We start from the raw sequence: 21,424 nt of genomic DNA, 5'->3' as shown, positions 1-21,424 counted from the left end.
ATGTCGGGCCTCGACGACGTCGCCCGCGCCGCGGGAGTGTCCACGGCGACGGTCTCGCGCGCGCTGAGCGGGCGCGGGCGAACGTCGGAGGCGACCCGGGAACGGGTGCGGGCGGCGGCGCATGCCCTCGGCTACGTGGCATCCGCCACCGCATCGTCGCTCGCGTCGGGGCGTGCCGAGAACATCGGCGTGATCGTGCCGCTGCTCGACCGCTGGTTCTTCGCGACGGTGCTCGACGGCATCGCGTCGCGGCTCGCCCCGCGCGGCTACGACATGACGCTCTACAACGTGACCGACGACGCGGAGCAGCGGCGGCGCCTGTTCGAGACCACGCTGCGGCGCGGCCGTGTCGACGGCGTGATCGTGCTGTCGGTGTCACTGACCGACGCTGAGGTCGCCGCCCTGGCGGGTCTCGGATTGCCCGTGATCGCCCTCGGTGTGCCGCGCGGCGAACTGGGCGGCGTGCGCGTCGACGACACCGCCGTGGGTCGCGCCGCGACCGAGCACCTGCTGGCGCTCGGTCACCGCGAGATCGCGCACATCGGGCAGAGCGTGGCGCCGGGCGGGCTGTCTGACCCGGCTTACGACATTCCGACGCGCCGGCGGGCCGGGTTCGAACAGGCGATGGCGGATGCCGGTGCCCCGGCCCGGTTCGCCGCAGCGGATTTCACGGTCGAGGGCGCCCGCCGCGCCGCGCACGCGCTGCTCGAGAGCCGTCGCCCGCCCACGGCGATCTTCGCCGCTTCGGACGAGATGGCATTCGGGGTGCTCGCCGCCGCCCGCGAACGAGGTTTGGCTGTGCCGGGCGACCTGTCGGTGATCGGGGTCGACGGCCACGACCTCGCCGGGCTGTTCGCCCTGACCACGATCGACCAGTTCCCGCACGCCCAGGGCGAGCACGCCGGCGACGCGATCCTCGCCGCCGTCGGCGCCGGGCCCGCGGCTTCGTCGGCGGGGTCGGTCGGCCCGGGTGGCCCGGCCGGTTCGCCCGGCCCGGCCGCCCCCGGCGAACAGTCGAACACCCCGGCATCCCTCCCCTTCGCCCTCGTCGCCCGCGGCACCACCGCCCCGCCACGGCCACCGCACTGACCCGCACCCCACCGTCCCGCGCGACTCAGGTCCCGCCGCGACGCCGCGCCCGTACACAACGGCGGAGTCCCGACCCGACACGCCGCGTCACGCCGGTCGGGAGCCGGCGCGCCCCGATTCATCTCCGCATTTGTGTTCCGGGCGCCGGGCACGCCGGGGGGGGCGGCGCCCCCCGGGGAGTAGCCGGGCACCCCGGCATCCCTCCCTGTCGCCCCATCGTCCGCCGCCCCGCGTTCATAACCTCGGAAATTCGCGCCCCCCACGCAGCCGCAACCGGTTCCCTCCAGCGCTTTCTCGCAGGTCACCGACGTTATGAACGGCGATGCCGGGAGCGGTGCCGCGTAGGCTCAGGGCATGAGCATCGACCTCGAGGCCCTGTACACCGACCTGCACCGGCACCCCGAACTGTCGTTCCAAGAGACGCGCACGGCGGGCGTCATCACGCGCGAGCTCGCGGGGCTCGGTCTCGACTTCGTCGAGGGGCTCGGCAAGACCGGTGTCGCGACGAGCATCACCGGCACCGGGCCGGGCGAGGGCCCGGTCGTGTGGCTGCGCGCCGACATCGACGGCCTGCCCGTCGAAGAGCTGACCGGACTGCCCTACGCCTCGACCGCGCGGGGCGTCGACCCGGCCGGCACCGACGTGCCGGTCATGCACGCCTGCGGGCACGACATGCACGTGACGGCGATGCTCGGTGCGCTCGAGCGCCTCATCGCGACGAAGGACGAGTGGGCGGGCACCGTGGTCGCCGTGTTCCAGCCGGCCGAAGAGTACGGCGCGGGCGCTCAGGCGATGATCGCCGACGGCGTGCTCGACCGGTTCCCCCGCCCCGACATCGTGCTCGGCCAGCACCTCACCCCGCTTCCCGCCGGGGTCGTGGGCGTCCGCCCCGGCACCCAGATGGCGGCCTCCGACGGGATCACGGTGCGCCTCCTCGGCCGCGGTGGGCACGGCTCGCGCCCGCACGCGACGATCGATCCGATCGTCATGGCGGCGGCGACGGTCATGCGCCTGCAGACGATCGTCTCGCGCGAGATCGACCCGCGCGAGATGGCGGTCGTGACCGTCGGCGCGATCCACGCGGGCCTCAAGAACAACATCATCCCCGCCGAAGCGACCCTCGAACTGAGCCTGCGCTACCCCGACGACGCCGCCCGTGCCGACGTGATGGCACGGGTCGAACGCATCGTGCGGGCCGAAGCCGCGGCATCCGGTGCGACCGAAGAACCCGTCATCACAACACTCCACTCGTTGCCCCCGACGATCAACGACGCGGATGCCACGGCGCGCCTCGTCGCGGCCTGGCAGCGCGCGTTCGGCGAGGGCAACGTGGTCGACCCGGGCATGTTCACCGGCAGTGAAGACGTGTCGTGGTTCGCGCGCGAGGCGGGAGTGCCGCTCGTGTACTGGTTCTGGGGCGGGCTCGACCCCGAGGTCTTCGCCGACGCCGTGGCCCGCGGCACGGTCAACGAAGACATCCCGACGAACCACTCGCCGTATTTCGCCCCGGTGCTGCACCCGACCATCGAGCGCGGGGTCGAGGCGCTCGTCGTCGCCGCGCGCGAGTTCCTCGCATGAGCTGGGCCGATCTGGGTCTGCCCGAGGCGCCCGAGCCGAGTGGCAACGAGACGCCCGCGCCGCGCGAGCCGAAGCAACCCAAACAGCCGCGCGAACCCAAGCCTGCGCGTGAGCCCAAGCCGGCCAAGCCGCCGAAGCCCCCGAAGCCGCCCCGCGAGCCGGGGCCCGGCCGCGGTGACGGCGGGGGCGACGACGGCGAGCGCTCGCGCGTGCCGCTCATCCTCGGGATCGTCGCGGGCGTGCTGGCGGTCGCCGTGATCGTGACGCTCGGTTTCGCCTTCACCCGCGGGTCGTCGGGCGACGACACCGCGTCGACGCCGACCGAGCAGCCGACCTCTGCCGCGCCCACCGCGCAGCCCTCGCCGAGCCCGACCGCGACGTCCGACGAGGTCGGCGACGCCGTCGCCGTGCGCTTCGCCGGGACGGGCTTCACCCTCGTCGACGACAACGACAAGACGGTGTTCGCCTTCCAGTGGCGCGACAAGGTCGACGGTGCGGTCGCCGCGCTCACCAAGGCGTTCGGCGCCGAGCCGACCCAGCGCGTCGAACCGGGCGACGGCAGCAGCTACCCCGACTACACCGTCTACCAGTGGGAGGGCTTTCTGCTCTACGACATGGTCGACGGCACCGGCGGCGCGCAGCGCGCGAGCTTCACCCAGCCCTCGTACGTCACGTTCTCGCGCAACGAGGTCGGCGGGGTGAAGATCACCGCCGAGCACGGCCTCTCGATCGGATCGGCCATCGCGGCCGTGCGCGCCGCGGGCCCGAACCAAGAGACCCCGCGCGGCAACGTCGGGTCGATCCGGTTCGTGTTCGACCAGGCGCGCTCGACGGCGGGCCCGCCGGTGCAGTACAGCATGGTCGTCGACACCGACGGCACCGCCGTCACCGCGGTGCTGTACTACTTCGCCGCCGGTTCCTGACCGCTCGCGGCCGCCGCCGCCGAGCCCAGCATCGGCGCCGGGCCGGCGGGCTCTCTGGCATCCGTCACCCGCTGCCCCGACACGATGCCCGGCACGCCGCGGCCCTGCGTGGTCGTGAGCGTCGCGATGACGGATGCCACGGCGAACAGTCCCGCCACGAACGACCACGGCGCGGGCACCAGCGACAGCAGCAGGTAGCCGCCGATGCCGCCGATGAACCGCAGCGGGCGGGCGAGAAGTTGCGGGAGCGCGCCGCCACGGTAGCGGAGCTCGACCGCGATGTCGCCGACCGTGCGTCCGGTGACGAGCGTGACGACGGTCCAGATCGCGATCGGCACCACGTTCGACGCGAGCTGGGCGAGCGAGCCGTCGAGCACCGCGGCGCGGTCGCGCACGACGTACTCCAGCACGACCTGCACTCCGACCGCGACCACTCCGCCCACGAGCGCCGCGCCGAGGCCGTCGCACACCATCGCGAGCAGGCGTCGACCGCGGGTGACGGGATGGGGCGTGACCGAGGCATCCGGCAGCGCGCTGCCCCGCAGCCGCCGCGGCACGACGAGCGCGAGCACCGACCCGAGCAGTGCGCCGGCGGTGTTCATCAGCAGGTCGTCGACGTCGAACACGCGATACGCGCACGGAAAGACGCCCCACACCCCCGTCAACTGCGTCGTCTCGATCACGAGCGACACCCCGAACCCGACGAGCAGAGCGGTGAGGATGCCTCGACCCGCCAGCACCCGCAGAAAGAAGCCGAGCGGCAGGAACAGCAGCACGTTCAGCGCGAGCTGCAGCACCGCGAAGTCGGTGAGGCTGTGCGCCGAGCGGAGGTCGTCGACGAACGCGAGGACGTCGAGATTCACGCCGGCGCAGCGGTACGTCTCGGCGTCGGGGAGCGGAAGAAGCGTGTACGTCCAGATGGCGAGAAAGTAGACGAGCGCCGCCGCCCAGAGCGCCGCGCGGCCCAGCGTGACCCGCCCGCGACGCCGGTAGCTGACCGCCACGAACGGCACGAACAGCGCCGTGCCGACCAGCACGCCGAGCCCGATCGCGACGCCCGCGGAATACACCTCGTTACCCATGCGTCGATACTTCCAGCCGACCGGATTGCGCGCGCGCGCCGCGGCGCGTAAAGTCGCCCGCCGTGACCGATGACAATCGCACGGACGACCGGGCGGCGACCGAAGAGACCCCGATCGCCAAACGCATCCTCATCGGCGAGCCGCTGACGAACGAGGAACTCGAAGGTCAGCTGCTGCCGAAGAGGATGGCGCTGCCGATCTTCGCCTCCGATGCGCTGTCGTCGGTGGCCTATGCGCCGCAGGAGCTGCTGATGATCCTGCTGATCGGCGGCACGGCGTTCTTGGCGTTCACCCCGTGGGTCGCCGGCGCGGTCGTGGCGCTGCTGATCGTGGTCGTGCTGAGCTACCGCCAGCTGATCAAGGCGTACCCGTCGGGCGGCGGCGACTACGAGGTCGCGCGCACCAACCTCGGCGAGAAGGCGGGTGTCGTCGTCGCGGCGGCGCTGCTCGTCGATTACATCCTGACGGTCGCCGTGTCGGTCGCATCCGGCGTCGACAACATCATCTCGGCCCTCCCCGGCCTCGACCCGTGGCGGGTGGAGCTCGCCGTCGGGTTCGTCGTGCTGATCATCCTCGTGAACCTGCGGGGGGTGCGCGAGGCCTCCAGCGCGTTCGCGATCCCGACCTACGTGTTCATCGCGTCGGTGATGATCATGATCATCGTGGGGCTCATCCGCTGGGCTCTCGGCGACCCGCCCGTCGCCGAGAGCGCGCAGTTCGCCGTCAAGGCCGAAGACCTGAGCCAGGCCGCGGTGATCCTGCTGATCCTGCGCGCCTTCTCGAGTGGATGCTCCGCGCTCACCGGCGTCGAGGCGGTCGCCAACGGCGTGCCCGCCTTCCGCAACCCCAAGGTGCGGAACGCCCAGACGACGCTCGTGCTGATGGGATCGATCGCGATCCTCATGTTCTCGGGGCTGACGCTCCTCGCGCTCGTCGCGGGGGTCCACTACGCCGAGAACCCGTGCCACCTCATCGGGTTCGACTGCCAGGCGGCGGTGCAGCCGAGCCTCATGGCGCAGGTCGCCGCCGCGACGTTCGGCGGCGGCAGCATCCTCTTCTTCGTCGTACAGGCGGCGACGGCGTGCGTGCTGCTGCTCGCGGCCAACACCGCGTTCAACGGGTTCCCGCTGCTCGGCTCGGTGCTCGCCCGCGACGGCTACGCCCCGAAGGCCCTCAACACGCGTGGCGACCGGCTCGTGTACTCGAACGGCATGATCATCCTGGGGCTCGCCGCCGTGCTCGTGCTGATCCTCTTCCAGGCGAAGCTCACGACCCTGATCCAGCTGTACATCATCGGCGTGTTCGTGTCGTTCTCGCTCGGCCAGATCGGCATGGTCAGGCACTGGCGGCGCGAGCTGCGACTGCTCGCCCGCGGCACATCCGCCACCGCCCTCGCCGCACGCCGCGAGGCGGTGTCGGGCCTCGTCATCAACACGCTCGGCGCGACCTTCACCGTCGTCGTGCTCGTGATCGTGACGATCACGAAGTTCACGCACGGGGCATGGCTGGTGTTCCTAGCGATCCCGGTGCTGTCGTTCCTGATGGTCGGCGTGCACCGCTACTACCGCGACGTCGAGCACGAGATCACGATGGACGACGACGTCCACTTCGGGGCGTCGGGCGACGTCGCGATCGTGCTCGTCGGCAAGCTGCAGAAGCCCGTCGCGAAGGCACTCGACTACGCCCTCGCCGCCAAGCACGACAAGACCCTCGCCGTGCACATCGCCGTCACCGCCGACGAGGCCCGAGAGGTGCAGGAAGAGTGGGAATACCACCACATGCCGGTGCCGCTGCTCGTCATCGAGTCACCCTACCGGCAGTACGCAGCGCCGCTCGCCCAGTTCATCAACCAGTACCGCGAGAAGCACGGGTCGTCGGTCGTGACGGTCTACCTGCCGCAGTACATCGTCGGGCACTGGTGGGAGACCTTCCTGCACAACCGCCGCGCCCGGCGCATCGCGCAGCAGCTCATGCTCGTCCACGGCGTGCAGATCACGCTCGTGCCGTGGCTGCTCGACTCGTCGGAGGTCATCTACGGCCGCCGCTCGCGCCCGCTGCCGGGCGACGACCGCGCGGGGCGGATCACCTCGTACGGGCTTGTCGCACACACCGACGACGACGACGAGGCGTAGCGCCGCGGCATCCGGGGGCGCGGCGCTTTCCTGGGGGCGCTGCTGTTTCCTGGGCGCGCGGCTGTTTCCTGCGCACGCTGCGCATCTTTCGACAGCGCGCGCAGGAATCGGCAGCGCGGGCTGCCCGCGGAGCCAGGTGAGACGCCAGCCAGGTGAGACCCCCGCCAACCCCGGCCAGACCCCCGCCACCCGGCCGACCCCGCCCGCGCGGTGGGGCGTAGCCTAGAGGGGTGAGCATCCCGGCAGCCCAGACGACCGCGCCTGCGACGACCGACCCGCTCGACGCGGCCGCGCTGCGCGAGGATTTCCCGATCCTCGGCGAGCAGGTCAACGGGCACCGGCTGGTGTACCTCGACTCGGGCGCGACGAGCCAGCGCCCGCTCGCGGTGCTCGACGCCGAGCGCGACTTCCTCACGCACACGAACGCGGCCGTGCACCGCGGCGCGCACACCCTCGCCGCCGAGGCGACCGACCTGTTCGAAGACGCCCGGGCCACCGTCGCGGGCTTCGTGGGCGCCGAGCCCGAACAACTGGTGTGGACGAGCGGCGCGACGATGGGCCTGAACCTCGTCGCCTACTCGATCGGCAACGCCTCGGTCGGGCGCGGCGCACCGGCATCCACCGCTCTCGCGCTTCGCCCGGGCGACGAGATCGTGACGACCGCGATCGAGCACCACGCGAACCTCATCCCCTGGCAAGAGCTCGCGGCGCGCACGGGCGCGGTGCTGCGACACATTCCCGTGCTCGACGACGGCACGCTCGACCTCGACGTCGCGTCCGAGCTCATCGGCGAGCGCACCCGCGTCGTCGCGTTCACCCACGTGTCGAACGTGCTCGGCATCGTCAATCCCGTCGAGCGACTCATCGCGCTCGCGAAGGACGTCGGCGCCGTGACGGTGATGGATGCCTGCCAGTCGGCCCCGCACCTGCCGCTCGACCTGCCCGCGCTGGGCGTCGACCTCGCCGCCTTCAGCAGCCACAAGATGATGGGACCCTACGGCGTCGGCGGTCTCTACGGCCGCGCCGAGGTGCTCGAGTCGATGCCGCCCTTCCTCACCGGCGGATCGATGATCACGACGGTCACCCTCGACGGCGCCGAGTACCTGCCCCCGCCGCAGCGGTTCGAGGCCGGCACGCAGCCGATCGGGCCCGCCATCGGGCTCGCGGCGGCGGTGCGCTACCTCGACGGCATCGGGCTCGAGCGCATCCACGCCCACGAGCGCATGCTGGCGGAGCGCATCCGCGCGGGGCTCGTCGAGATCCCCGGCATCCGTCTCCTGGGCGACGCCGCCGGCGTCGAGCGGGTCGGACTGTGGTCGTTCGACGTCGAGGGCGTGCACGCGCATGACGCGGGCCAGTTCCTCGACGCCCGCGGCATCGCGGTGCGCGTCGGCCACCACTGCGCCGCCCCGCTGCACACCCGCTACGGCGTCACCGCATCGGTGCGCGCCTCGACAGCGCTGTACAACACCCCCGATGATGTGGATGTCTTCCTCGATGCCGTCAGCGGCATCCGTCCCTATTTCGGAGTCTGAGAACATGAACGAGCTCGACGCGCTCTACCGCGAGCTGATCCTGGATCACTCGAAGCACCCGCAGCACTTCGGGTTGGACGGCCCCTCGACGAGCTCGGGGACCGAGGGCTCGGGGACGGTCGGCGAGTCGTACCAGAAGAACCCCGTCTGCGGCGACGAGATCACCCTGCGCGCCCGCGTCGACGGCGAGACCGTGACCGACGTGGTGTGGGAGGGTCGCGGCTGCTCGATCTCGCAGGCCTCGGCATCCATGCTCGCCGACCTCGTCGCGGACGAGGGCCTCAGCCGCACCGAGACGGTGGCGCTCATCGAGGGTTTCCGCGAGGCGCTGCGCTCGCGCGGGCAGCTCGAGCTCGATGAGGACGTCTACGGCGACGCGGCAGCCCTGTCGGGCGTCTCGAAGTTCTCGGCTCGGGTGAAGTGCGCGATGCTCGCCTGGGTCGCGCTCGAGGATGCGATCGCGAAGGCATGAGTCACGCCGAGGCCCAGACCCATCTGCCCCACGTCGTCATCATCGGGGGAGGCTTCGCCGGCGTCAGCGCAGCGCGAGCGCTCCGCCGCGCTCCCGTGCGCGTGACCCTCGTCGACCGGCGCATCTACAACACGTTCCAGCCGTTGCTCTACCAGGTCGCCACGGGCGGCCTGAACCCGGGCGACGTGACCCACTTCCTGCGGAGCCTGCGCACCCAGCAGCCGAATCTCGACATCGTGCACGAGCACCTCATGGAGATCGACACGGATGCCCGTACCGTGCGCCTGCTCGACGGGCAGGAGATGCCCTACGACTACCTGCTGATCGCGAACGGCGTGACCACCGCCTACCACGGCACGCCCGGCGCGAAGGAGAACTCGTTCGCCGTGTACTCGCGGTCGCAGGCGATCGCGATCCGCGACACGCTGTTCACCCGCCTCGAGCGCGCCGCCGTGAAGCCCGGCCGCGACAAGGGCCTGTCGGTCGTCGTGATCGGCGGCGGCCCCACCGGCGTCGAGATGGCGGGAGCCCTGGCGGAGCTGCGCGACCAGGGCCTGGAGCCGGCCTACCCCGAGCTCAAGGGCGACGCGTTCCGCATCACGCTCGTGCAGCGCAGCGAGATCCTGAAGCCGTTCCTGCCGAAGCTGCGCACCTACGCGCAGAAGCAGCTGCAGCGGCGCGACGTGACCGTGCGGCTCGGCGCGGGCGTCGAAGAGGTGTGCCCCGACTCGGTTCGGCTCTCAGACGGCGAGGTGCTGCCGTCCGACCTCACGATCTGGGCGACCGGCGTCGCGCCGCACGAAGAGGTACGCGAGTGGAGCCTGCCGCTCGACGACGGCGACCGCATCAAAGTGGGAGCCGACCTGCAGGTCGAGGGGCTGCCCGGTGTGTTCGCCGCGGGAGATGTCGCGATCACCCCGCAAGATCTGCCCCAGCTCGCCCAGCCGGCGATCCAGGGCGGCGCGCACGTGGCCCGGCAGATCCAGCGCCTGCTCGCCGGCGAGGCGACCGAGCCCTTCGAGTACTACGACAAGGGCCAGCTCGCGATCATCGGGCGCCGCTCGGCGGTCGGCGAAGTGCCCGGGATCGCGAACCTGCCGGTGCTCCACAGCCTCGGCATCCTGCAGCGCGTGCCGCTGCTGCGCCGCATCGTGCCGCTCATCGGCCGGCCCGCCTGGTTCGTGTGGCTGTTCGTGCACATCTCGAGCCTGCTCGGCCCGCGCACCAAGCTGCAGGTCATGGTGGGGCTCGTCGCCCGCTACGGCCCGCGCCTGCACCGCGCGCCCGTGCCGATCGTCGGCGACGTGCCCGCCATCCGGCCGTCCAAGGCGCAGCGCCGCAAGCTGTCGCCCGCCGAGCGCGAGGCGGTCGACGCGGCCGCCGCCGAAGACGCCGGCTGAACCCCGCCGGGGTCACGCCACCTCTGCCCCGCCCCGCCGACGCCGCACGGGGCAGAGACGACGTGAGCGTGAGCAACCCGTGAGGGCACCCGCGGCAGCCGTATGGAAAGCGTGAGGACGCCCGGCGCCGACCCGCCGCGGGAGTTGTATCGGATGCCGTGATCGACATCATCTACCTCCTCGTGACGCTCGCCCTGTTCGGGCTCGTCGCGCTCATCGCGCGGGGGGTGGAGAAGCTCAGATGATCTTCTTCTCCTTCCTCGCCGCCGCCCTCGGCGTCGCCACCATCGTGTACCTCGTGGTCGCGCTCGTGAAAGCCGAGCGCTTCTGATGACGGGCACTGACAGCGCTTCGATCTGGGCGGGCGTCCTGCAGATCGCCACGGTCGTCCTCGCCCTCGTGCTCCTCTACCGCCCCCTCGGCGACTGGATGGCGCGCGTGTTCACGAGCCCGCACGACTCGCGCGCCGAGCGCGGCATCTACTGCGTGATCGGGGTGGATGCCACGGCCGAGCAGACCTGGCAGGCCTACACCCGCGGGGTGCTGCTGTTCTCGCTCGCCGGGGTCGTCTTCGTCTACCTGCTGCAGCGCCTGCAGGCGTTCCTGCCGTACTCGCTCGGCCTTCCCGCGGTGCCGGAGGGGCTCGCGTTCAACACCGCCGTCTCGTTCGTGACGAACACCAACTGGCAGAGCTACTCCCCCGAGCTCACGATGGGCTACACCGTGCAGTTCGCCGGGCTCGCGGTGCAGAACTTCGTCTCGGCCGCCGTCGGCATCGCGGTCGCGGTCGCGCTCGTGCGCGGCTTCGCCCGGCGCGGCTCGGCGACGATCGGCAACTTCTGGGTCGACCTCGTGCGCGGGCTCGGCCGCATCCTGCTGCCGATCGCCGTCGTCATGGCGGTCGTCCTGATCGCCGGCGGCGTGGTGCAGAACCTGAACGGCTTCACCGAGATCTCGACCGTCACCGGCGGCACGCAGACGATCCCGGGCGGCCCCGTGGCATCCCAGGAGGTCATCAAGGAGCTCGGCACGAACGGCGGCGGCTTCTTCAACGTCAACTCGTCGCACCCGTTCGAGAACCCCACACCGTGGACGAACGTGATCGAGATCCTGCTGATCCTCGCGATCCCGTTCTCGCTGCCCCGCACGTTCGGCCGCATGGTCGGCGACAACCGACAGGGCTACGCGATCGCCGCCGTCATGGCCACGCTGCTGACCGTCTCGCTCGCGCTCGTCACGTGGCTCGAGCTGCGCGCGGGGGGCACCGCGCCGCAGCTGGCCGGCGGCGCGATGGAGGGCAAGGAAGACCGCTTCGGCATCTGGGGCTCGACCCTGTTCGCCACCGCCACCACCGGCACGTCGACCGGCGCGGTCAACTCGATGCACGACTCATACACGGCCCTCGGCGGCATGATGCCGCTTCTCAACATGATGCTCGGCGAGGTCGCCCCCGGCGGCGTCGGCACGGGCCTGTACGGCATGCTCGTGCTCGCCGTGATCGCGGTGTTCGTCGGCGGACTCCTGATCGGCCGCACCCCCGAGTACCTCGGCAAGCGCATCGGACCGCGCGAGATCACCCTCGCAAGCCTGTACATCCTCGTCACCCCGGCGCTCGTCCTCGGCGGCACGGCGCTGAGCTTCGCCATCCCGGCGATCCGCGACGACGTCAGCTCGACGTCGATCTGGAACCCGGGCGTGCACGGCATGACCGAGGTGCTCTACGCCTTCACCTCCGCGGCGAACAACAACGGCTCGGCGTTCGCCGGCCTCACGGCGAACACGCCGTGGCTGAACACGGCGCTCGGGGTCGCGATGCTGCTCGGACGGTTCGTGCCGATCGTGTTCGCCCTCGCCCTCGCGGGCTCGCTCGCGGCACAGGAGAAGGTTCCGACGACCGTCGGCACCCTGCCCACCCACCGGCCGCAGTTCGTCTCGCTCCTCGCCGTCGTCGCGGTCATCGTCACGGCTCTCACCTATTTCCCCGTTCTCACGCTGGGTCCCCTGGCGGAAGGTCTCGTCTGACATGTCTCTCACTCCCACTCCCACGCGCGGATCGCGGACGGATGCCGAGGCATCCACCCCGTCCGACGCACCCGACAGCGACGCGCGTCGCTCCTCGCGCGCGTTCGGCCCCGCCCAGCTCGCGCAGGCGCTGCCCGACGCGCTGCGAAAGCTCAACCCCGCGGCGCTCTGGCGGAACCCCGTGATGTTCCTGGTGTGGGTCGGCGCCGCTCTCACGACCCTCATCGCGATCGCCGAGCCGTTCCTCGGCGGTCCGGAGCAGTCCGGCGGCACGAGCGTGCCGTTCGGGTTCACCTGGGGCATCGCGATCTGGCTGTGGATCACGGTGATCTTCGCGAACCTCGCCGAATCGGTCGCCGAGGGGCGCGGCAAGGCCCAGGCACAGTCGCTGCGCAAGACCCGCACCACCACGAAGGCGCACGTCGTCACCGCGTACGACCCCGCCGTCGACGCGGCGGCGCTGCACTCGCCGACCGCCGGGAAGGCCTCGAGCGAGCTGAACCTCGGCGACGTCGTCGTCGTGACGGCGGGCGAGCTGATCCCCGGCGACGGCGACATCGTGCACGGCATCGCGACCGTCGACGAGTCCGCCATCACCGGCGAGTCGGCGCCGGTCGTGCGCGAATCGGGCGGCGACCGTTCGGCGGTCACGGGCGGCACGCGGGTCCTCAGCGACCGCATCGTCGTCACGATCACCTCGAAGCCCGGGCAGACCTTCGTCGACCGCATGATCGCGCTCGTCGAGGGGGCGTCGCGGCAGAAGACGCCGAACGAGATCGCGCTCGGCATCCTGCTCGCGAGCCTGTCGATCGTGTTCGTGATCGTCGTGCTGACCCTCAACCCGATCGCCTCGTACGCGGCCTCGCCCGTCTCGGTTCCGGTGCTCGTGGCGCTGCTCGTCTGCCTCATCCCGACGACGATCGGGGCGCTGCTGTCGGCGATCGGCATCGCGGGCATGGACCGGCTCGTGCAGCACAACGTGCTCGCCATGTCGGGGCGCGCCGTCGAGGCCGCCGGCGACGTGTCGACCCTGCTGCTCGACAAGACCGGCACGATCACGTACGGCAACCGGCAGGCGACCGAGTTCGTCGCGCTGTCGGGGGTGGATGCCTCAGAGCTCGCCCGCGCGGCCGCGCTGTCGTCGCTCGCCGACCCCACGCCCGAGGGCGTGTCGATCGTCGATCTCGCGACCCGTGAGGGCGTGCACGTCGAGGCGCCCGCCGGGTCGACCGCTGTGCCGTTCACCGCGCAGACCCGCATGAGCGGGGTCGACCTCGCCGACGGGGCGCAGGTGCGGAAGGGCGCGGCATCCGCCGTTCTGTCGTGGCTGGACGCCGAGGGCGTCGCGCTGCCGGAGAGCCTGCGTGCAGAACTCCTTCGATCCGTCGACGGCATCGCTCAGAACGGCGGAACTCCGCTGGTGGTTGCGACCCTGACCCCACGGATCGAAGGAGTTCTGCACGCGCCGGCGGGGAGCGTCCTCGGCGTCGTGCATCTGAAGGACATCGTCAAGACCGGGCTGCGCGAGCGGTTCGACGAGCTGCGGGCGATGGGCATCCGCACCGTGATGATCACGGGTGACAACCCGCTCACGGCCGCCGCGATCGCGAAGGAAGCGGGGGTCGACGACTTCCTCGCCGAGGCGACGCCGGAGGACAAGCTCGCGCTCATCCAGCGGGAGCAGCAGGGCGGCAATCTCGTCGCGATGACCGGCGACGGCACGAACGACGCGCCCGCGCTCGCGCAGGCCGACGTCGGCGTCGCGATGAACACGGGCACGTCGGCGGCGAAAGAGGCCGGCAACATGGTCGACCTCGACTCCGACCCGACGAAGCTCATCGACATCGTGCGCATCGGCAAGCAGTTGCTCATCACCCGCGGCGCGCTCACCACGTTCTCGCTCGCGAACGACATCGCGAAGTACTTCGCGATCATCCCGGCGATGTTCATGGGGGTCTTCCCGGGCCTTGCTGCGCTGAACATCATGGGGCTGCACTCACCGGCATCCGCCGTCACGAGCGCGATCATCTTCAACGCCGTCGTCATCGTCTTCCTCATCCCGCTGGCCCTGCGCGGCGTGAAATACCGCGCGCAGAGCGCGTCGAAGACGCTCAGCCGCAACCTGCTGATCTACGGGGTCGGCGGCGTCATCGCCCCCTTCGTCGGCATCAAGCTGATCGACCTCGTCGTCAGCCTCATCCCCGGTTTCTGACCCCCGTCTCGGCATCCTCGAAAGAAGACTCATCATGTCCACCACCCGCGCCACCCTGCGCACCACCGGCGTCGCGTTCCGTGCGATGCTCGTCGCGACCCTCGTGCTCGGCGTCGCGTACACCTTGTTCATCACCCTCGTCGGCCAGCTCGTGCTGCCGTGGCAGGCGAACGGGTCGCCCGTGAAGAACGGTGCCGGCGCGGTCGTCGGGTCGTCCCTCATCGGCCAGCCGTTCACCGATGCTGACGGCGTCGCGCTGCCCGAGTACTTCCAGTCCCGGCCCTCCGCCGCGGGCGACGGCTACGACGGCGGCGCCTCGAGCGGCTCGAACTGGGGCCCCGAGAACGCCGACCTCATCACCGCGATCGGCGAGCGCCGCGCCGCGGTGGCCGCGCTGGAGGGGGTTCCCGAGAGCGCCGCGCCCGCCGATGCGGTCACCGCCTCGTCGTCGGGCCTCGACCCGCACATCTCGGTCGCCTACGCCGACCTGCAGATCGCGCGGGTGGCCGACGCGCGCGGACTCACCGATCGTCAGGTGGCCGACCTCGTCGCCGCGCACACGACGGGTCGCGACCTCGGCTATCTCGGCGAGCCGCGCGTGAACGTCGTCGAGCTGAACCTCGCCCTCGACGAGCTCGCGCGCTGACCTCGGGTGCGCGGCCTAGGGTGAACGCATGAGACGCGGACGGCTGCGGGTGCTGCTGGGCGCCGCCCCCGGCGTCGGCAAGACGTACGAGATGCTCGAAGAGGGCCGGCGGCTGCGCGAGAGCGGCACCGACGTCGTGGTTGCCGTCGTCGAGACGCACGGCCGGGCCGCGACCGCCGCTCTCGTCGAAGGGCTTCCGGTCATCCCACGACGCCGGGTCAGCCACCGCGGCGTCGAGCTCGACGAGATGGATCTCGACGCCGTCCTCGCCCGCGCCCCGCAGCTCGCGCTCGTCGACGAGCTCGCTCACACGAACGCCCCGGGCTCGCGGCACGAGAAGCGCTGGCAGGACGTCGAAGAGCTGTTGGATGCCGGGGTCGACGTCATCACGACGGTCAACGTGCAGCACATCGAGTCGGTCGGCGGCGTCGCCCTGCAGATCACGGGCGTCCCCCAGCGCGAGACCGTGCCCGACGCGGTCGTCCGCGCGGCCGACCAGATCGAGGTCGTCGACCTCGCCCCGCAGGCGCTGCGGGACCGCCTCGCCGCCGGATACGTCTACCCCGCCGAACGGATCGATGCGGCGCTGTCGAACTACTTCCGCCTCGGCAACCTCACGGCGTTGCGTGAACTGGCCCTGCTGTGGCTCGCCGACGAGGTCGACTCGGCGCTCAACACCTACCGCGCCGAGCAGGGCATCACCGGCAGCTGGCAGGCGCGCGAGCGCGTGGTCGTCGCCCTCACCGGCGGGCCCGAGGGCGAGACGCTGCTGCGCCGCGGCGCCCGCATCGCCGCGCGCTCGGCGGGCGGCGAGCTGCTGGCCGTGCACGTCACGACGCAGGACGGCCTGCGCACCGAGAGCCCCGGCGCCCTCGCCGCGCAGCGCGCCCTCGTCGAGCAGCTCGGCGGCAGCTATCACCAGGTCGTCGGCGCCGACGTGCCGCGGACGCTCGTCGAGTTCGCCCGTTCGGTGAACGCGTCGCAGCTCGTCATCGGGGTGAGTCGGCGCAGCCGCCTGCTCGCGGCGCTCACGGGGCCGGGCATCGGCTCGACCGTGATCCGCGAGTCGGGCGACATCGATGTGCACATGGTCACCCACTCGGCCGCGGGCGGGCGCGCGGCCCTGCCCCGGCTGGTCGGCACGGCGCTGAGCGCCCGGCGCCGGATCGCGGGCTTCGCCCTCGCCCTCGTCGGCGGTCCGCTGCTGACGTGGCTGCTCACCGCGTTTCGCACCGACGAGACCATCACGACCGACGTGCTCGGCTACCAGCTGCTCGTCGTGCTCGTGGCCCTGGTCGGCGGCATCTGGCCGGCGGTGTTCGCCGCCGTGATGTCGGGGCTCACCCTCGACTACTTCTTCGTGCGGCCGTTCTACACGATCACCGTCGCGGACCCGCGGCACGCGTGGGCGCTCGTCCTCTACGTCGTCATCGCCCTGCTCGTGAGCCTCGTCGTCGACCGGTCCGCTCGCGCGACGCGTCTCGCGAGGCGCCGCGCCGCCGAGTCGGAGCTGCTCGCGACCGTCGCCGGCAGCGTGCTGCGCGGGCAGGGGGCGCTGCCGGCCCTCGTGACGCGCACGCGCGAGGCCTTTTCGCTCGCCGGAGTGCGTCTCATCGTCGACGGCGAGACCGTCGCGGCCGACGGCGAGCCCCTGCCGGAGGCGACCTCGGCGACCTCGACCGCAGATGTGACCGCCACCGAGGTCCCCGTCGGGCCGGGTGCGGTGCTCGAACTGCACGGCGGCCCGCTGGATGCCTCGGAGCGCCGGCTGCTGCAGGTCATCGTCACGCAGCTCGAGGGCGCGCTCGATCAGCGCCGCCTCGAGCAGACCGCGCAGGCCGCCGACGTGCTCGCGCAGGCCGACCAGGTGCGCAGCGCCCTGCTGTCGGCGGTGAGCCACGACCTGCGCCGCCCCCTCGCGGCCGCGGTCGCCGCCGTCGGGGGCCTGAGAGCGGCGGGGCTGAGCCTCTCGGCATCCGACCGCGAAGAGCTGCTCGCGACCGCCGACGAGAGCCTCACGACCCTCACCCGCCTCGTCACCGACCTGCTCGACGTCTCGCGGGTCGAGGCGGGGGTGCTCGCCGTGTCGCTCGCCGACGTGGATGCCGCGGCTGTCGTCATAGCATCCATCGACGAGCTCGCCCTCGGGCCCGCCGACATCGACCTCGCGCTCGACGACGACCTGCCGGCGCTGCGGGCCGACCCGGTGCTGCTGCAGCGGGTACTCGTGAACGTGCTCGCGAACGCCGTGCGCTACGAACCGACGGGGTCGTCTCGGGTGAGGCTCACGACGAGCCGCCTGGGCGAGCGGGCGCAGATCCGCGTGATCGACCACGGTCCGGGGCTGCCGCCCGAACGGCGGAGTGAGGCGTTCTCGCCGTTCCAGCGGCTCGGCGACACCGACAACACGACGGGGCTCGGCCTCGGCCTCGCCCTCTCGCGCGGCTTCGCCGAGGGGATGGGCGGCGCCCTCACCCCCGAAGACACCCCCGGCGGCGGACTGACGATGGTGATCGAGCTGCCGATCGCCGACGGGGCCGGTCCTGCGCCCGCCGCCGGCGCCGCCGCGCCCACTGCCGAAGGAGCCGACGCGTGAAGATCCTCATCGCCGACGACGATCCGCAGCTCGTGCGGGCGCTGCGGATCACCCTCGCCGCGCACGGGTACGAGGTCATCGCCGCACCCGACGGCGCCGCGGCGGTGACCCTGGCGGCGCAGGCGCACCCCGACATCATCCTGCTCGATCTCGGCATGCCGCATCTCGACGGCATCCGCGTGATCGAGGCGCTGCGCGGGTGGACCGATGCCCCGATCATCGTCGTGTCGGGGCGCACCGGCTCGGCCGACAAGGTCGATGCGCTGGATGCCGGGGCCGACGACTACGTGACGAAGCCCTTTCAGATCGACGAGCTGCTCGCGCGGCTGCGGGCCCTCGCCCGGCGTTCCGCCCCGGCATCCACCGGCGGCTCCGACCCCGTCGTGCGGTTCGGCGATGTGACGGTCGACCTCGCCGCGAAGCTCGTGACGCGGGCCGGGGCCCCCGTGCATCTGACGCCCACCGAGTGGCGCATGCTGGAGTTCCTCGCGCGGCACCCCGGCGCGCTCGTCACGCGCCAGACCCTGCTGAAGGACATCTGGGGCACCGAGCAGGTCGCCGACACCGGCTACCTGCGGCTCTACATGTCGCAGCTGCGCAAGAAGCTCGAGCTCGATCCCTCGGCCCCGCGGCACCTGCTCACCGAGTCGGGCATGGGCTATCGCCTCGTGCTGGGCTGAGGCGCGCCGCGGCCCCGCGCTCCGCCGCGTGCCCGCCCTGCGCTGCCACGCCTCCTACGACGCCGCCGCCACAGCCTCCTCGAGCCGTGTATAGCTGGCCTCCATGCCCTCGATCATGCCGGTGGCGAGGATCATGTCGCGTGTCTCGGCGTCGGGGTACTCGATGAGGAGCGTCAGCAGCGTGGCGCCGTCCTCCTCGTACAGCTGCAGATCGTTCAGGGTCGACGGCCCCGGCATGCCGATCATCTTCTCGGTCGTGACGGCGCGCCACGTCGGTTCGCTGAGCACCGTCTCGCCCTCGAATCCGAAGCGGGATGCCTCGTCATCGCCCTGCTGCCACACGTAGCGATAGGTGTCGCCGACCTCGCACTCGATCATCTGCCAGCCGTCGGGGCCGAGCAGCCACGTCTTCAGCAGTTCGGGTTCGTGGTGCGCACGCCAGACGAGATCGTGGGGGCCTTCGATGAGGCGCGTGATGCGCACGTGCTGGTCGTCGAGGATCTCGGTGCGCGTCCCCGTGCCCTGCGCATATTCCCGCAAGGACATGAGCACGGCGTCGAGCTGATCCATCGCCATGCGCGTGCCCTCGACGGCGCCCATCGCGACGACCTGCTCGAGCGCTTCGGCCGAGGCGAAGTACGACGTGGTGGTCAGGCGCGACCCGGCATCCGTGGTCTCGAAGGTGAACACCATGCGCGTCGTCGGCAGCGAATCGATCTTGTCGCCGTCGGCGTCGGCGTCGGCGTCGGCGAACGAGTCGAGCACTTCGAACGACCGGCCGTCGTCGACGTTCAGCACCTCCCACATCCCGCCTGCGCGCTCACCGTGCGGGCCGGAACGCCTTCCAGAGCCGGTCGACGGATGCCGAGGCATCCGCCACCACCGTCATCGTGAGGTTCTCTACGTCGGTCGTGATGTCGGTGACGGGCATGTCGCTCTCCTTGCCTTCAGTCGGTCCCCGAGGCCGTCGAGGGGCTCGAGCTTTCTCGTTCGGTCCCCGAGCTTGTCGAGGGGTCGGCCAGCAGCGCATCGAGTCGACCGATGCGTGCTCGCCAGAGGTCTTCGTAGCGCACCAGCAGGGCGCGGGCTCGGGCGATCATGTCGGGATCGGCGCGAACGAGGCGCTCTCGCCCCTCGGCACGCTTGACGATGAGCCCCGCCGCCTCGAGCACGGCAACGTGCTTCTGCACCGCCGCGAACGACATGTCGTAATCCGCGGCGAGCGCCGAGATCGACCGCTCCTCGGCGAGGGTCCGGCACAAGATGTCGCGCCGGGTCGACGCCGCCAGGGCGTGGAACACGCGGTCGGTGTCATCGTCGCTCAGTTCGATTTGCACAACCATTTGGTTGCACGTTAGGCCCGTCGGGGTCGCATGTCAACCCCTCCGTGTCGGAGCCGCCCGTGTCAATCCCCCTGGCCCGCGTCGGCGGCCGCGGGTAATGTCGCGGATGTGGGCCGAACCCGGCGCACGATCCGACGCTGCAGACCCTGGGAGGCCTCCATGAGCATCAACGACGACGACATCACCACCAGCGGCCCGGCCGGCGGCGCTGGTGGCGAGGGCCCCGCGGACGGCGGCGCCAACCCGAACGGCCACGACGGCGGCGCCGACGGTTCGGCCTCGGCGGGCGAGGGCCCGGCGGACGGCGGAGCGAACCCCGGCGGCCACGACGGCGGCGCCGATGGATCGGCCTCGGCCGGTGAAGGCCCCGCCGACGGCGGCGCCAACCCGAACGGACACGACGGCGGTGCGGACGGCTCTGCGTGAGCTCGCCTGACGAGGGCGGGTCGCGCGAGCGGCCCGCCCTCACCCGGCTCACGGGCATCGCCGGCAAGTCCTTCGCCGACGAGTACTGGGGCGAGAAGCCCCTGCTGACTCGTGCACGCGACGCCTTCGGAGACCTCTTCAGCGCCGACGCGGTCGATGAGCTGGTCGCAGATCGCGGGCTGCGCACGCCCTTCGTCCGCATGGCGCACGAGGGGTCGGTGCTCTCGTCGTCGTCGTTCACGTCGTCGGGCGGGTTCGGCGCCGAGATCGGCGATCAGCTCGACTCCGCGAAGGTGCTGCGCGAGTTCGCCGGCGGTGCGAGCCTCGTGTTGCAGGGGCTCCACCGCACGTGGGCGCCGATCGCGACGTTCACGCGTCAGCTCGTGGCCGATCTCGGGCACCCCGCGCAGGTGAACGCGTACATCACCCCGGCATCCTCCCGCGGCTTCGACCCGCACTATGACACGCACGACGTGTTCGTCATCCAGATCGCGGGCGAGAAGCGCTGGACGATCCACGAGCCCGTCCACGAGCATCCGCTCGCCGATCAGCCCTGGACCGCCCACCGCGACGCGGTCGCCACCCGGGCCCGCGAGACCCCGACGATCGACGCGACGTTCGCACCCGGCGATGTGCTCTACCTGCCGCGAGGGTGGATCCATTCCGCCGTCGCGCAGGGCGGCACCTCGATCCATCTGACGATCGGGGTGCGGGCAGCGACGCGGTTCGACGTGCTGCAGCGCCTGCTCGCCCACGCCGGCGACGATCCCGAGCTGCGCCGCCCGCTCGCGCTCGGCGTGGACCATCTCGCGCCGTCCTTCCAGGCGGAGATCGACGCGACCGTCGCCGCCGCAACGGCGCTGCTCGAGCGGGTGGATGCCGGTGACGTCGGCTCCGCGATGGAGCGATCCTTCGAGGGCACGACCCGGCCGGCCCCGGTGCGTCCGCTCGCGACGGCGGAGCTTCTCGCCGACCTGGCGCCGGCCACGCGCGTCGGCTGGCGCGACGGGCTGCCCGCGCACGTGCGCGACGACGCCGACCGCGTGCACATCGTGCTGCCCGACCGCACGATCGCACTTCCCGCCGAGGCGAGTGCGGCGATCCACGCGCTCACGCTCGCCGATCAGGCCGCGGGCGACCTTCCGGGGCTCGACCTCGCGTCGTCGCTCGTGGTGTCGCGTCGCCTGCTGCGCGAGGCGGTGCTCGTCGCCCGATGAGCGCGACCGCGCTGCCGCCGACCGGGCTGCCGGAGCGGCCCCAGGGCGCTCCGACGCCGCATGCCCGCGAG

The 21,424-nt window shown here is 71.7% G+C and carries 17 protein-coding genes and 1 pseudogene; 15 read left to right on the top strand and 3 right to left on the bottom strand.

What is annotated here, in order from left to right:
* The 3 genes from G3N18_RS11280 (at window position 1) to G3N18_RS11270 (ending at window position 3,590) form a co-directional block, all read left to right on the top strand.
* On the top strand, window positions 1-1,089 hold the full coding sequence (locus G3N18_RS11280) for a LacI family DNA-binding transcriptional regulator (protein ID WP_196384356.1): 1,089 nt from the start codon (window positions 1-3) through the stop codon (window positions 1,087-1,089).
* Window positions 1,090-1,443: 354 nt separating this feature from the next.
* Window positions 1,444-2,667, top strand: a complete 1,224-nt coding sequence (locus G3N18_RS11275) for an amidohydrolase (RefSeq protein ID WP_196384354.1) — start codon at window positions 1,444-1,446, stop codon at window positions 2,665-2,667.
* Complete coding sequence (locus G3N18_RS11270; protein WP_196384353.1) at window positions 2,664-3,590, top strand: hypothetical protein; 927 nt, start codon at window positions 2,664-2,666, stop codon at window positions 3,588-3,590. Before G3N18_RS11275 ends, G3N18_RS11270 begins: the two co-directional genes overlap by 4 nt.
* On the opposite strand, the gene G3N18_RS11265 is transcribed toward G3N18_RS11270, so the two are convergent.
* Window positions 3,569-4,672, bottom strand: coding sequence for a VanZ family protein (locus tag G3N18_RS11265; protein WP_196384352.1), 1,104 nt, complete (start codon window positions 4,670-4,672; stop codon window positions 3,569-3,571). The genes G3N18_RS11270 and G3N18_RS11265 overlap by 22 nt on opposite strands.
* A 185-nt stretch (window positions 4,673-4,857) precedes the next feature.
* On the opposite strand from G3N18_RS11265, the gene G3N18_RS11260 reads away from it, so the two are divergent.
* From G3N18_RS11260 to G3N18_RS11215, 10 genes are all read left to right on the top strand, one after another.
* A complete protein-coding gene (locus G3N18_RS11260) occupies window positions 4,858-6,804 on the top strand; it encodes an APC family permease (protein WP_230404132.1) in 1,947 nt (648 codons plus the stop codon).
* Window positions 6,805-7,034: 230 nt separating this feature from the next.
* Window positions 7,035-8,339 carry a SufS family cysteine desulfurase gene (locus G3N18_RS11255; protein WP_420827093.1) on the top strand — a complete coding sequence of 435 codons (1,305 nt, stop codon included), beginning with the start codon at window positions 7,035-7,037 and terminating at the stop codon, window positions 8,337-8,339.
* A 4-nt stretch (window positions 8,340-8,343) separates the two neighbouring features.
* A complete protein-coding gene (gene sufU, locus G3N18_RS11250; protein ID WP_196384351.1) occupies window positions 8,344-8,811 on the top strand; it encodes a Fe-S cluster assembly sulfur transfer protein SufU in 468 nt (155 codons plus the stop codon).
* Entirely contained in the window at window positions 8,808-10,211 is a 1,404-nt protein-coding gene (locus tag G3N18_RS11245; RefSeq protein ID WP_196384350.1) for an NAD(P)/FAD-dependent oxidoreductase, read from the top strand. The genes sufU and G3N18_RS11245 overlap by 4 nt, the downstream gene beginning before the upstream one ends.
* A 241-nt stretch (window positions 10,212-10,452) precedes the next feature.
* Entirely contained in the window at window positions 10,453-10,542 is a 90-nt protein-coding gene (locus tag G3N18_RS11240; RefSeq protein ID WP_196384349.1) for a potassium-transporting ATPase subunit F, read from the top strand.
* Window positions 10,542-12,233, top strand: coding sequence for a potassium-transporting ATPase subunit KdpA (gene kdpA / locus G3N18_RS11235; RefSeq protein ID WP_196384348.1), 1,692 nt, complete (start codon window positions 10,542-10,544; stop codon window positions 12,231-12,233). Before G3N18_RS11240 ends, kdpA begins: the two co-directional genes overlap by 1 nt.
* A gap of 1 nt (window position 12,234) precedes the next feature.
* The gene (kdpB, locus tag G3N18_RS11230) at window positions 12,235-14,445 is read left to right on the top strand and encodes a potassium-transporting ATPase subunit KdpB (RefSeq protein WP_196384347.1); all 2,211 of its coding nucleotides are present in this window, start codon (window positions 12,235-12,237) and stop codon (window positions 14,443-14,445) included.
* Window positions 14,446-14,479: 34 nt separating this feature from the next.
* Window positions 14,480-15,091, top strand: coding sequence for a potassium-transporting ATPase subunit KdpC (kdpC, locus tag G3N18_RS11225; protein WP_196384346.1), 612 nt, complete (start codon window positions 14,480-14,482; stop codon window positions 15,089-15,091).
* Window positions 15,092-15,119: 28 nt separating this feature from the next.
* Window positions 15,120-17,687, top strand: a complete 2,568-nt coding sequence (locus tag G3N18_RS11220; protein WP_196384345.1) for a sensor histidine kinase — start codon at window positions 15,120-15,122, stop codon at window positions 17,685-17,687.
* Entirely contained in the window at window positions 17,684-18,367 is a 684-nt protein-coding gene (locus G3N18_RS11215; RefSeq protein WP_196384344.1) for a response regulator, read from the top strand. Before G3N18_RS11220 ends, G3N18_RS11215 begins: the two co-directional genes overlap by 4 nt.
* A gap of 54 nt (window positions 18,368-18,421) precedes the next feature.
* On the opposite strand, the pseudogene G3N18_RS11210 reads toward G3N18_RS11215, so the two are convergent.
* Window positions 18,422-19,298 (bottom strand): annotated as a pseudogene (locus tag G3N18_RS11210) (SRPBCC family protein).
* Between the two features lie 16 nt (window positions 19,299-19,314).
* Complete coding sequence (locus G3N18_RS11205; RefSeq protein ID WP_196384343.1) at window positions 19,315-19,710, bottom strand: ArsR/SmtB family transcription factor; 396 nt, start codon at window positions 19,708-19,710, stop codon at window positions 19,315-19,317.
* Between the two features lie 159 nt (window positions 19,711-19,869).
* Here G3N18_RS11205 and G3N18_RS11200 point away from each other — a divergent pair, with 159 nt between their 5' ends.
* Window positions 19,870-20,136 carry a BatC protein gene (locus tag G3N18_RS11200; protein ID WP_196384342.1) on the top strand — a complete coding sequence of 89 codons (267 nt, stop codon included), beginning with the start codon at window positions 19,870-19,872 and terminating at the stop codon, window positions 20,134-20,136.
* A complete protein-coding gene (locus G3N18_RS11195) occupies window positions 20,133-21,353 on the top strand; it encodes a cupin domain-containing protein (protein ID WP_338038516.1) in 1,221 nt (406 codons plus the stop codon). Before G3N18_RS11200 ends, G3N18_RS11195 begins: the two co-directional genes overlap by 4 nt.
* Window positions 21,354-21,424: the final 71 nt, after the last annotated feature.

Source organism: Microbacterium paulum (assembly GCF_015707995.1).
Taxonomy (GTDB): domain Bacteria; phylum Actinomycetota; class Actinomycetes; order Actinomycetales; family Microbacteriaceae; genus Microbacterium; species Microbacterium paulum.
The sequence above is the reverse complement of the archived record's forward strand: the minus strand, read 5'-3'. Positions and strand labels throughout refer to the sequence as shown.